This is a genomic window from Hymenobacter psychrophilus (genome assembly GCF_900107135.1).
Classification (GTDB): domain Bacteria; phylum Bacteroidota; class Bacteroidia; order Cytophagales; family Hymenobacteraceae; genus Hymenobacter; species Hymenobacter psychrophilus.
On record NZ_FNOV01000016.1, the window covers coordinates 53,137 to 66,253 of the forward strand.

Sequence of the window (13,117 nt, forward strand, 5' to 3'; positions counted from 1 at the left end):
GCTAGCGGTGGCCGGCTAATCAGCTGACTGAGGCGCCCGTTCCGTAGCGCAGGCCGACATTGGCGTCGAGGTAAACGCTTACGCCAGCCGTTTGGAGCAGTGACTGCAGTTTGGCTTCGTCGTTAAGGAAGTACTCGTAAAGCAGGGGAATTACTTTGCCATCGAAGATGGATTGCAGCGTCTCCTTGGCATCGAGAAAGTAGGCGTGGCCGATTTGAAAATCGCGGGACTTCTGGCGGGTTATTTCGGCATTGAGCTTCTGCAGCACGGTACCCCGGTTGTCGGCCATGCCAGCAAACAGATTATAGCGCGGGTACAGGGGCCGAAACTCGAAGCGCCGGCGCAACGCAATGTCGAGCAGCGCCAGACTACGGTCGGCCGTGTTCATGGTGCCGATCAGGTAAAGGTTTGCGGGTACGGTAAAGCCCTCCTCCCCCGATGGCAGCGTTACGGGTAGTGGGTTGGCCCCGCCGAGGCGCTTGTCTTTTTCAAGCAGGGTAATCAGCTCGCCGAAAACCCGGGCAATATTAGCCCGGTTGATTTCGTCGATGATGAGCACGTAGTTGAGCGGAGTGCCAGAGGCAGAGGTGTTATCGTCGGGGGCGGGTGCAGGTGCAACCACCGCATCAGGCGCGTCAGCTGCGGCAGCAATAGTAGCTGAGGTACTGAACTCCTTATGCGCCTGAGCTAATTCGAGAAGCCTTTCCACGATATACACGTGGTATATCTGCGGACCACTAGGAATGATTTTTCGGGTTCCTTCATACAGCGCTCTTAGAACGGCAATCTGGACTTTGTTTTCGTGGCCTTCCATGCCGCGGCGGAAGGTGAGGTATTTGGAGTCGATACCTAAAATCGGGAAACCATAGCCCTTGGTTTTCATGGGCAGAATGACCGTCCCGCCGGCGGAGGCCAAAGGCGCTATTAATTCCTGAAACACCACTTCGAATGGAACAAGGGAAGACTGGGAATCAGGTTGCAAAAATGGCAGCGTGTTGATGAACTCAGCATCGGCTTGAGGGAATTCTTCCGCATCCAGTCCCTGACAAGCCTCCCATTCCTGCCGGGCGCGCTCAGCAATCCGGTAGAAAACCCCTTCCGACTTTTCGAACACCATTTGGCCATTGATGACGGTGGGCCGGAATCCCTGCACAAAGTCTTCGTAAGTAAAGCTCTGATGGAAAGCAACGAAGTCCAGCCGACGACCCAGCTCCTGCTGAAACAGCTGTTGGGCAGCCTCATAGCTGGGCGCCTCCTGGCCGGTGAGGATGGCATACGCCAACTCCAGCGTATGCCGGGTTTTGCCGGTGCCGGGGGGGCCGTAGAGGATGATGTTGGGATTGGGGAATACGGGAGGATTGAGCACGGCTTTCAACACTAAGCGACGATTAAAATAGGGTCCAAACAACTGCTGATTGGCTTTAGCAAGGTCAGTAATGGGGGCTACCGTTCGGTAGCCGCTGGGCGCCCACCAGGCCGTGAGGAGTTTTAGGTCAGTAGCACTTTCCTGAACAGAATCAGCCACCAGGTCGGCCGGCCGGTAAACCCAGTTCTTGGAATCGGTAATCTGATCGGCTAGCTCAGCTGGCAGTGCCTGGCAGGGACCATTGAAGCGGTACAGGCCCCAGAGCTGAGCAGACCCTGCGCAGGCATAGGCGTAGTCACCGTCCTTGATACCCTCGGTAAATAGCCTCCCCTGCCCTCCGGGGCAAAATTTATTGACAACCAGCCAACCGCGTTTTCGGAACTCCGCCAATAATTCGCGGCCCGATGCCGTGCTGAAGAAGCGCCCCATCGAGACTTTATAGATCGGGCGGGGTTCAAGGAGGAGCTGTTCGATAAAGAGAATAGTTAAGATTTAAGGAGCTGAATAGCCAGGCCGCAGCCTCGCAAATTCAGGAAAGTTCGTCGTACTTGCGGGCCGTGCCTTTTGCTTTGACCACTAGGTATTTACTGGCGTTATGCGCCAGTTTCTCCTGCATAAGCTGGGGGATGTCCCAGCCGTACTTGTCGGCCAGCTGGAAGGCATAGAGCAGCACGTCGGCCAGCTCCTCGCGGACGCGGGTGGGGTCGGCGTCTTCGGGCTTCTTCCAGAGGAAAACTTCGTTGAGTTCAGCGGCCTCAATGCTCAGGGCCAGGGCCAGATCCTTGGGGTTATGGAACTGGGCCCAGTCCCGCTCGTCGCGGAACTGGCGCAGCTGCTGGAGCAACTCGTCTATGGGGCTACTCATCGGATTGGCCTTTGTGCATGGCGCGGGCCATTTCCAACTCACTGGCGAAGTCGAGGCCGGTATCGAGGCTGGGGTCGAGCTGCTGGAAACCGGTGTACATGCCGGTGAGCAGGTGCAGGGCCGAGTACTTCTTGCCGGGCACGGAGGCCAGGCTGTACTTCTGGGCCGATTCTTTAGGGTCGAGGCCGGAGCGGCCGAGCATGGCGATTTCGAAGGTGATGTCCTGAACCTGCTGGTGGGACTTGCCGTCGAAGTGCTTGAGCCAGTCGAGGCAGTAGAACATGACGGCCATGCCGCCGGCGGGGCTGTCGGCGAAGGACATGCGGCCCTGGTGGGCATCGGCGGGCTCGGGGCCGTCGAGGTTGAGCGGGTCGCGCTCAATGCGGGCCAGCAGGTCTTCGGGCGACTCCTGGCCGGCGGGCTCGTCGGTGGGCGCCGGGATGGGAGCCGCCTCGGGGCGGACGTTGGCCTGGCCAGCCTGTTGCTGTTGGCGAAGGGTCTGCTCGTCCTTTAGCTCGAAGTAAGCAGCCAGGCCCAGGTCTTCACCCCAGTGCTGGAGCAGCTCGTATTCCTCGCCGGGCTGGCGGTCGAGGCGGTAGTCGAGGTACTCGGCCCAAAGGCGCTCGGCCTCTTTCACTTGTAGAGCTGGGGCCTTGAAGTCGGGCACGGCATCGTAGCCGAACAGGTCGCGGAACTGCAGGGCCATGACCAAGTTTAGGATGGTGCTGGCCTTGTGCACGGCCGGGGGCGAGTACTCGGCGGCCTGCTTGTTGCGGATGGCCTCGATTGCTTCCTGCAGCAGCTTGAACAGGGACAGGAACTGGAAGGGCCGGGCTTCGGGGTACTGCTGGTAGAGGAAGTCCTCGATGAACAGGTCGATGGGCTGGTTGTATATCTGGCGCATCATGCCCTCGAACAGGCCGTCGATGAAGCCGGTGATGTTCTTTTCGGGGAAGCCGGCCTTGGCCAGCTTTTTCAACTGGGGCTCGGCGGCGCGGGTGAACTTCTCTTTGGCCTGCCCCGAGGTAGTGAAGAGCTGGTTGCCGGCGGCCTCGCGGGCCTGGAGCACGAAGTCGAGGTGCACGAGCTCGTGCATGATCAGGTGCTCGACGGCCGGGTAGTCGGGCTTGTATTTGACGTGGTGGTAAGGGCGGTCGTAGTTCTCGGCTATTTCGAGCTTGGCGGCCGTAGGGATGAGTGGGTCCTCATCGACGTGGATGGCCTTGCTGGTCCGGTCCTGAATTGCCTCTTGGTACTCGTTGGCAATGGCGAAGGTGTTGGTGTTGCTCAGGTACTGCGTGGCCGTCTGGGTGGCCAGCGCCAAGCTGGCGCGCAGGATTGGGTCGCCGGGGTTGGCATTGCGCAGCCCTTTGGTGGCTAGGTAGAAAGCCGAAGCATAGTCCTGACGCTGCTGGCTGATCATGGCCAGCGCGTAGAGCGTGTTGGGGTAGTTAGGCTCTATCTCGTGGGCAATTTCGAAGTAGCGTTCGGCTTCCTGATGGCGGCCCATCTGCATGAGGTTGCCGCCGATGTTGTTGATGGCAATAAAGTCCTGGGGGTTGATGGCCAGGGCTTGGTCGTAGAAGGTTTTGGCCGACTTGAGGTCGTCCTTCTGGCGGGCGTGGATGTTGCCGGCCATGATCAGGGCATAGCCGTTACGCGGGTCCCAGCGCAGGGCGTCGATGAGGGCGTCGAGGGCGTCGTCGGGCTGGCCTGATTCGGACAGGACCTGACCTAGGACGCGGTGGTACTCGGAAACGGTGGGGTTCTGCTCAATGAGCTGGCGCAGCCGCGGCAGAGCAGCCCGGAACTGGCGGTCCTCGCACTGGCGCAGCACCTTCTGGTACTCGGCCTGCTGGGTGCGGATGGCTTTAGTATCGATGTGTACCTCCACTACGTCGCCCTTGATCGTGACCCGGGGCCGGTAGGGGCCAAAGGTGTAGAAGTCGGTCAGGTGCTCAACGAGCTGGTCAGGGTTCTGGCCAAAGGCCTGGGCTTCGGGGAAGAGGCTGTAGAGGAAGTCGTTGAGGGGGTGGTGGATGGTCATGCTAGGGTGCTGGAGGCTGCTAATTGACGTAAAGATACCCTATCTCTCAGGTTCAGTAGTTGGCTAATCTTTCTTCCGGGCAACTAATGAGTTCAACATTTCGGCCTCTCCTTTAGGTGTCAATGACCAGAGAAAAACACCTAATGATGTTGCTTTCATCTTGAAGAGACCTAACACCCGGAACTGCGCTCTTATAGTGTGCAAGGTTTTCTCGTCGAGATAATTACTCGTTAATCCATCACTTTTTATGTCGGATACACAATAGACGTTTCCAGCAACAATGCTGTCAATTTCGTTCTCACTTAAAAGTCCTACACATTTTGGGCTTACACTTTTGAATATGTCTCGCCAAGTCACATTCGCTTTCCAGCGACGAGCAGGAGAGAATAGCTCTCCATCCTTATCATGCCCGTACCCAATCAACTCAATCTCATCGTCCAGACCGGCCATGTTTTCGAAATCCATTACCCCTTTGGCTGATCCATCCGAAAGCTTGTCTTTCAACTGTTGGTTTTCTTTGCGAAGGTCATCCATCTCTTTATAAATGGATGGATTCACCGTCTGGTCGCCACGCACCCAGCCTACTGCCGGATAGGTCTTCATGGTGCGGATCAGGCTGGCAAGGGTCAGGCCTGGTAGCTGATCAGCGGTTGCCCAGAATTGCACCAGCCGATTACCGGATACTTCCTGGCGGAAAGCTGCCAGCTTCTCACGAGCAGATGCTTCCCCCTCGGACCTGCTCAGAGGTAACGAATCCGGGTCTTTGTGCAAGAACGCAATGACCTTGATTCCTTTACTGATGGCGTAGCGGTATTCCAGTTCCGTGTAGCTCACACCAGTACTGGAGAGGGTACCATAGCGGCCGCCGATAATGAGCAGATAATAGTCGCTGTCGTCTATGACCTTCTTGATGAAGTCGAACTGTTCCTCATCGATAGCTGGGAATAATTCCATCCCGACAGGAATGCAATCAAGCTCCATAATGGCCTGCTGCACCTTTTTGCGCTCGTCCTGCAAGTCGGCAAAGGTGGAGCTGACAAAGACTTGATACCGTTTATCCATGGGTGGTTAGGGGAAGTGATTTGTATAGGGCTGACCGACCTTGTGGTATTGAGGGATGGTCTGGGAGGATGCCGGCGTTGAAAAGACAGTTTAAAACGTGACGTCCTATTCCTGCTCCTGAACTGGCAGACTGGCCGCCTCGTACCAAGTGTTGAAATTCACGGCCGTGAACAACTCATCGTACAGGTGGCTGGCGCGGCTTTCCACGGCTTGTACCCAGGCAGCCCGCCGAGCAGGTGGCCAGTGGCCAGGTCCGCCGCCGGCTTGCTGCCATAAGCCGGTGTCGGAAACCGGAATGGCCGAAGCAGACACATAATCGGTGGAAGAATTTAGCTTCAATTCCAGGGAAGTATCACAGTTGAGTGCTTCCGTAGTGTGTAAACGCAGCTTTTGGGTATGGCACGTGTTGCCGTCAGAACGGTTGGCCCAAGCCGGCCAAATACGGAAGTTGCCGAGGGAATCGAGGTAGAAACGCCGGTACCAATTGAAACGGTCCCGGCCATTACCCTCTTCCTCCAGGTAAATGGTACGGCCTTGGCTAACTACGTGGGAATAGGGCACAATATGGTCGTAGTCGTAGGGCGTATCGGCCGTGTCCTGCCGCATGGGGTCGTAGCCGACAAACCAGCGGTCGAGATGGGCGCGCTGGAACCAGAGCAGCAGGTGGCGGTGGTGCCAGAACTTGGAGCGGAAGGCATGGAACGGATCGGCGGGGCGCTCCTCGGTGGACTCATAAGGGCCGAACAATTCATCCTCATTGCTAAGCCAGCCATTGCTGGCATGGTGGGGCATGGCATGGATCAGGTGGGCGTGAGCGGGCAGCAAAGGCGCCCGCACTTTTTGAACCCAGTGCCGGTAGATGGCCTGATCCGGGAAGTCGGTATCGGGCTGCTGCTGGGCCAGAACCTCACCGGCCAGACGGGCATACTTCTGCGCGTCGGGGTGAACGATGAGCAGGTAGAACAGGTAGCGCAGCACCGGCAGGCGGTTGGCCTGCAGCAGGTCCGGGTTGGTGAGGTTATCGTCAATCCAACTCAGTGCCGGGTGGAGCAGCACGGGGTTGAGGTCCAGCAATAATTTGCGGGGCAGGCCGGGGTCGGTGGAGGCTGCCTCAGGATCGTAAAGAGCCAGTTTGCAGAACTCTTCCAGGATCCGGGTGAAACGCCCTTCTGACTGGTCTGTTGCTGGTACAAGCAGACTCTTCATCGCCTGCAGGAAGCTACTCTCGGTGCCCGAAGAGGTTGACTGGCCTAGCCAACGCCGGAACTGTGGAACGGAAGGATTCAGGTCTTGGTAGCCCTGCTGGCGACGAGCCAGGCGGGCGGCGGCCATCACAACACCGGTGGGGGGAAACAGGTAGCCAACCTTTCGGTGGGTGATAACCTGGGATACGAGCTCATAGGCCTGGTCCCAGCTGGATTTGAGCAGGGAGTACGCCATTTCCTCGCCGGCCAGTACCGTGCCACCCGCATTGACGCGGCGAAACAGAACCTCGACCGAATCAGGCGTCTGTTCTGCCTCCGGAGCAGAGTCGGCCGGGGTGGCGGCGGGCTCGGGATGCAGCAGCAAGGGGATACTGCGCTGCGGCCGGCCGGACGAGGGCATTTCGACCAACAGATTTTCCAGCGCACCCAGCAGCATGGCCAGATGCGGTGGTTCGCTTTCGAGTACTGGCTTGCAGGCGGGGACCAATTGCTGAACCTGTTGCCAGGATGGTCGGGTGAATGGCCCCCGCCAGCCGCCACATAACTGCAGCAGGGCATCAAGCGGGACCGGGGTGCGGGCCTCCACCGGCCAGGATGGATCCGGCGCGTCGTTGCCCTGAGCGATGGGGTTGATCAGGTAGTCGTAGCGGCGGGAGTCGCCGAGCTTCTGACGGGCTTCGTGTTTGAGGTTCTCCGGCAGCTTGTCTTCCGGGTTCTGGCGACGCATTCCCCAGGGCTGGTGGCCGGTCAGAAGCCGGAGCAGGAATTTGCGGTCGTTGTACTCGGAGTCGTTGAAGGTGAGCTGGGGGCTCAGGTCAATCCAGAGGCGGCTGGATTCGGTGGGCTGGAAGCCCAGCAACAGGGTGCGGGTCCGCTGCTGGCCGTCGAGCAGGAAGTACCCGTCCGTTTCCGCCTGCATCTGCTGGCTGGATGTGAGGGAGCGGGCAGCCTGACCGTGGACACGGTGAGCCAGCAGCATGCTGCCGATGGGGAAGCCCCGGAGCAGCGAATCCCAGAGCCGCTCGACCTGGGCAATGTTCCAGACGGAGTTGCGCTGAATAGGCGGCAACTGCGCCAGGTTGTAGCGAGGGTTGTCTTCGTCGAGAAACCAGGCGACGTAGTCGGTAATGGCTACGGAAGCGACATCATGACGGGTAAACAGATCGGGCATAGAAATGGGGATAAGCTGACGAGAGATGGTGAAACAAGCGGATGACTACTCCATGCGGCTCTGGAAGAAGCGGCGGGTTTCGTCGTCGGTGAAGTAGACGTAGCAGCCCTGGATGCCGCGGGTCATGAGGACTTTGTAGGTATTGCGCAGGTACTCGAGGGCCTCGGCCGGGGAGATGCGGCGGTTGCTGATGGCGGTGTCGGACGAACCCACCTGGTTGGCTACCCAGCCGCCCTGGGCCTGACGGTAGCGCAGGTCGGAGCCGACGATGACGCCCACGTAGTCGAACTCGAAACCCTGGGCTGTGTAGATGCAGCCGACCTGGTGGACGCCGCCGGGGTCGGTGGCCCAGAGGGAGGTTTTGGGGATGCCGGGCGCGAGGCGGCCGGCGTTGTCCTTGGCATTCCAGGGACGGAAGTAGCTGAACTGGTCGGTTTCGATGATGACGTTGCTGACCAGCTGGCCGTCGGGCAACGGGTCGGACCAGGGCCAGCAGAAGCCGGCGACGGTGCGGGCGGTGTGGCCCTGCTGGCGCCGCTGCTCGAGCATCTCTTCCATCAGAACCGGGGAATCCAGGACCTGGAAGTCGTAGCCCTGCTGGGCGTTCCAGAGGACGTTGGCGGTGCGCTGAATGCCGAGGGTGTTGTCGAGCCAGTTGATAAAGCCGGCGGAGCCGCTGCAGCGAAACTGGGCTTCGAGTCTGAACTCGGCAATGGTGACGCCCTGGCCCTGGGCGGCCTGTTTGAGGGTGTCGTAGGAGCCGATTTCGCCGGGGCGGACGCGCTGGTGGTCGTCGATGAAGAAGACCGAGACCTTGGCTACCTGCAGCAGCTCCTCGACCTGGGGCAGGTTGCTCTGGTGCTCGGGCTTGGTGAAGCGGGTGTTGCTGGAGCTGCGGATGCGGTGGGCCTCGTCGCAGATGACCACGTCGAGGGAGTTGGGGATGGCGCGGCCGTAGGCGTTGAAGTAGGTGAAGAAGCTGTTGCTGCGGCGGCCGAACTGGTCGCGCAGGTTTTCGGTGAAGGCCTTGGAGCCGGTGGCGTAGTGGGCCTTCACCTCGCGGCGGAGCAGGTCGTGGAGCAGGTGGAGGGCAATGACGAACTTGCCGGTGCCGGGGCCGCCCTTGACCAGGACGGCCGTTTTGGTGTCGTGCTGCTGAGCCTCCAAGACAGCCGTGAGGACACGGTCGTAGACCAGGAGCTGATCATCCAGTAGAGTGTAGCGGCTTTTCTGGCGCATGATGTCGCCGACGTGCTCGAGCAGCTTCTTGCTGGGCTGGTAGCGGCCGGCGTCGATGCGCTCGAGGATGGGGCCGCCGTTGCCGCCGGCGAGACGCTGCTGCAGATAGGCGCCCAGCTCGGCCGCCTGTTGCTGGCCGTAGATGGGGCTCTCCTGGACCAGCTCGGTGAACTTGGGTTCGAGCAGGGCGTCGGTAGCGGTGAAGGTGTAGTTGTGCAGGTAGGCGCAGGCGTGGAGCTGAATGGGCTGTTGCTGTTGCTCGTCAGCGTCGGTGGCGTTGAAAGCCGTGTGGACGTCGGCCAGGTATTGGCGGTACTGGCCGACCTGGGCCGAGGGGTGCAGCACGTCGGAGAGCTGGCCGCCGAGCCAAGTAACCACCTCGTGGGGGCCGGCGGAGGGCTGGGCCTCGGACCACTGCTTCAGCTCGATGATGACGGCCTGGCGCTGCTGGTGGGCATCGTGGCCGCAAATGAGGCAGTCGAGGCGTTTGGATGTGAGCGGAAGCTGATATTCGAGCAGAACGCCGTGGTCGAGCAGGCCAGCCTGCTGGAAGACCTGGCTGACGCTGCGCAGGGAGTTGCGCCAGGAGGTGACTTCATTGGGCTGGGGCTCGGTGCGGTAGTAGTCAAAGAAGGCCGACTGGAGCTGGCCGACGATGGCGTTGTGGGCGGTGGCGGTGATGAAGTCGGTAGAGGAGCCGGCGTAGAGGCGCATAATAAAGCAATGCAGTATTTTGTGTTAAATAACTAAATGATGTCTGTTATTCTACTGACTGCTCTACATAGTATTCGATATAATATAGTTTTGGAAATATGGCAGTAACAACCATTCTGGATCGTGATTGATTTGAGAACCAAATCTCCAATATTAGATGCTGATCCTTTTCGTTAGTGGCATACATTCGATAAGTGAGTCCGTCCTTATCCCTAACTTCATTTATGGCTTTACCCATGTAAAAACTAGTCTTCTGGCCAATTGCAATGGTTTCAGGACCCATGCAAATTTTTACTCTATCCATAGATTTTACTGACTGCTCATATTTATCTGTTGCATATACATAGCTGTATCCTATCGTTGAATTTACAGTTGAGCATCTTACTTCCTGGGCATAAGAGATGTTGAAAGCAAAAAGCAGGATGAGTAGTATTAGTTTCATTTATGTGTGCTGATTAAATGGTTTTTAATTATTTGGGGTTTTAATGACTGTATGTAACATCGAATATATTTCAATACAATATTATTATAGAGGAGTTATAGTGAATACTCCCATGCCGTCATTGGTGACTTCTGAAGAGTAACGAGCTTCTCCTTTATAATATTTGGAACTCTGCGTAATTATGGAGGCGTCTGGCTGAGCCCAGTTGCCGTACTTTTCTCGTATAGCCTGCATTTCTGCTCTAGTCATTGTGCGCATAATGTCTTGAACTCTTAAAGGAGCTGATCTGGCAGGGGTACAAGAGAATGTAACCTGTCTTACCAAATTGTTTTCACACTTAACAGATACTATTGCTTCTCCATGTTCATCATACCTGGTATATGAAAGAATGCTATTCCCATTTGCAGATGGCTTTATAATATACCCTGCGTTCTTTATATTTTGCATCGTCTCTGATTTTGATTTAGATATTACTTGTGAGAAACCAAAAACAGGGAGAAGCGTGAGAACTAGTAGCAAAGCCTTTTTCATGTAAACAAAATTGATGGTATGGAGAAAAGCCTGAGCGAATTTGGCTCAGAAAGGTAAAAGATTTTAAAAAACCAGAGAATAATTTCCTTTTCAAAAGAGAGTATTCATTTTCATTGAAGAGCTTTTGGTAATTGAATCATCCATTAATGTGAATTGGTTATTAAATTCAAGAATCTACGAATAAATGTCATTATTATCGCCAGGTAAATAGCATATTACCAAATAGTTAAATTTAATTTGACCAGCGTTGTAGATTTAGCAGAGAACCTAGGGTGCTGTTACCCACCTATAGCGGTTTCGCGAACTCTATACCTTTCTATCCCTTCCGTAGCCCAGGACTTCAGCCCTGGGGTGCCAAGACGAGGGTACAGGGTTCGCGAAACCGCTATAAGTAAAATAATTATATAGGATTGCTGATGCGGCGACGTAGGTAGGCGGCGGTTTCGGGGTCGGTACAGTAGACGAAGCAGCCCTTCATGGCCCGGGTCATGAGGGTGCGGTAGGTGTTTTTGATGATGAGGTCGAGCTGGGCCCGGCCCTCGGGCGACTTGAGCAGCTCCCGCTTCTTCTGGACGGTTTTGTCGGCGCTGGCGCGGGCCATGGCGTCGGTGACTACCTCTCCCCCATTCACCACCTGCAGGTCGGGGCCGATGATGACGCCGATGTAGTCGAGCTCGAGGCCCTGGCTGGTGTGGATGCAGCCGATTTCGGTGACCGAGTCGGGCTTCATCATCCAGAGGCCGCCGTCGTCGGTCAGGTTCCACTTGTGCTGGAAGGTGGGGCTCAGGTTGAAGTCGAAGGCTTTGGGGTCCTTCTTGCTTTCCCACTTCCAGCAGTAGCCGGCCACCATGCGGGCGCGGTTGCGTTCCTGGTTCTTTTCGTAGATGAGCTGTTGCAGCTCGTCGGGAGTGTCGACTACGCGGAAGTCGTAGTCGGTGGCGTCGAGGGTGGGGTTGGCGGTTTCGCGGATGTCGAGCACGTTATCGAGCCAGGCCATGTAGGCGTCGGAGCCGTTGCAGCGAAACTGGGAGACCAGGTTGAGGACATGGACTTCAGCACCTTCCTGCTCGGCCCACTTGCGGATTTCCTGTTCGCTGCCCACATCCTGGACGGCGATGCGCTGGTCCTCGTCGAGGAAGAACACGCTGAAGCGGCTGGAGCGGATGACTTCCAGGGGTTGGCTGACGCCCAGGTTGCTGAACAAACCGGACTTTTCGTTGAGGCGGTGGGCTTCGTCGACGATGAGGGCGTCGAAGGTGTTGGCCGGGGTTTCGGTGAACACGCCGGAGCCGACGAAGAGCGAGTCGAAATGGGTGCGGCGCATGGAGCCGGTGAGCTTGCTTTTGTACACGGCCCGGGGGGCGGAGTTCTTGCTCACGTACTTGGCCACCAGCCCCTGCTTGGTCAGGTTGACCAGCAGGTTGATGGCCACCACGGTTTTGCCGGTGCCGGGGCCGCCGTGGACGATGAGCACGTGCTTCTTCTCGTCACGGGACTTGGCGGCCAGCTTGCGGGCCGTTTCGTAGACCACCTTCTGCTCGTCGAGGAGAATGAACTCCTGATTGCCCTTCATCATGGAGACGAGCGAATCGGCGAGCTGCTTGGAGGGGCGGATGCGGCCGCCGTCGATGCGGTACATGATGCCCGACTTGTCGCCGTGCTTGACGTGCTGGCGGATGAACTCGCGCAACTTGAGGGCATCACTCTTGAGAAAGAGCGGCGCCTTGGCCACGTAGTCGGCGTAATGGCCGCTGGTGAGTACGCCGTTGTCGGGATGGTTGTGGAGGTAGGCGCAGGGCAGCAGCTGGATGCCGTCGGTATAGACCGTTTCGTTGAAGCCGTCGAGGTAGGCGGCGTAGGACCAGGCTTGGTAGGACGGGTGGTTGACTTCCTGAATTCCTTTGCCCAGGTAGGTGGCCACTACGCCGTCCTTGTCGGTGGCGGTGGACTCGGACCACTGCTTGAGCTCGATGATGATGGCCTTGTCGGTGCCGTGCTCGTCCTGACCGGTGAGCACGAAGTCGATGCGCATGCCGGCGTGGGGCAGCTGGTACTCGATGCTCACGCCGCTGTCGTCGGGAATCCGGGCGTCGCTGAGCACCTTGTCCATGTACATCATGGAGTTGCGCCAGGAGTTGATTTCCGGTTGGCCGGTTTTGCGGCCCAGCTTCTTCAGGACCAAGTCCTGAATGATGACCTCGACGTTGTTGGAAAGGACGTCGTCTAGGAATTCGGACTTGGTTTTCTGGTAGACGATCATGAATATGATTTTACGAGATTATGTGCATTACATGATGTAGCTACTGTTAATAGCTATTTTTCGTGCAGGATCATAATCTGGTAAAATCCCTTTTTCCCACATGTGTTTTATGACTGCACTTCCTCTTAATTGGGCCTGTCTTCCATTCATAAGTCTAAACATTTTTATAGTATTAACTCCTTTTTGAGAGTTATTTAGTGGAGAAAAGAATAAAT

At 57.2% G+C, this 13,117-nt stretch carries 10 protein-coding genes; all 10 read right to left on the reverse strand.

Annotated features, from left to right (window positions below; genetic code table 11):
* Positions 1–19 precede the first annotated feature (19 nt).
* Complete coding sequence (locus tag BLW21_RS21340) at positions 20–1,366, reverse strand: McrB family protein (protein ID WP_175471048.1); 1,347 nt, start codon at positions 1,364–1,366, stop codon at positions 20–22.
* A 529-nt stretch (positions 1,367–1,895) separates the two neighbouring features.
* Complete coding sequence (locus BLW21_RS18905) at positions 1,896–2,231, reverse strand: nucleotide pyrophosphohydrolase (RefSeq protein WP_092743336.1); 336 nt, start codon at positions 2,229–2,231, stop codon at positions 1,896–1,898.
* The gene (locus BLW21_RS18910; RefSeq protein WP_092743338.1) at positions 2,224–4,278 is read right to left on the reverse strand and encodes a tetratricopeptide repeat protein; all 2,055 of its coding nucleotides are present in this window, start codon (positions 4,276–4,278) and stop codon (positions 2,224–2,226) included. Before BLW21_RS18910 ends, BLW21_RS18905 begins: the two co-directional genes overlap by 8 nt.
* A gap of 63 nt (positions 4,279–4,341) precedes the next feature.
* Positions 4,342–5,340 carry a DUF4062 domain-containing protein gene (locus BLW21_RS18915; RefSeq protein WP_092743340.1) on the reverse strand — a complete coding sequence of 333 codons (999 nt, stop codon included), beginning with the start codon at positions 5,338–5,340 and terminating at the stop codon, positions 4,342–4,344.
* 105 nt (positions 5,341–5,445) lie between these two features.
* Positions 5,446–7,716, reverse strand: coding sequence for a DUF262 domain-containing protein (locus BLW21_RS18920; RefSeq protein ID WP_092743342.1), 2,271 nt, complete (start codon positions 7,714–7,716; stop codon positions 5,446–5,448).
* 45 nt (positions 7,717–7,761) lie between these two features.
* The gene (locus BLW21_RS18925) at positions 7,762–9,669 is read right to left on the reverse strand and encodes a DUF2075 domain-containing protein (protein WP_092743344.1); all 1,908 of its coding nucleotides are present in this window, start codon (positions 9,667–9,669) and stop codon (positions 7,762–7,764) included.
* Positions 9,670–9,715: 46 nt separating this feature from the next.
* Positions 9,716–10,111: a hypothetical protein gene (locus BLW21_RS21345; protein WP_139255319.1), complete on the reverse strand. Its 396-nt coding sequence runs from the start codon at positions 10,109–10,111 to the stop codon at positions 9,716–9,718.
* An 84-nt stretch (positions 10,112–10,195) separates the two neighbouring features.
* The gene (locus BLW21_RS21350) at positions 10,196–10,642 is read right to left on the reverse strand and encodes a hypothetical protein (protein ID WP_139255320.1); all 447 of its coding nucleotides are present in this window, start codon (positions 10,640–10,642) and stop codon (positions 10,196–10,198) included.
* A 400-nt stretch (positions 10,643–11,042) separates the two neighbouring features.
* Entirely contained in the window at positions 11,043–12,902 is a 1,860-nt protein-coding gene (locus BLW21_RS18930) for a DUF2075 domain-containing protein (protein WP_092743346.1), read from the reverse strand.
* A gap of 27 nt (positions 12,903–12,929) precedes the next feature.
* Positions 12,930–13,117 (reverse strand): hypothetical protein (locus tag BLW21_RS21765; RefSeq protein WP_217633893.1); only part of this gene is annotated, 188 nt, incomplete at its 5' end.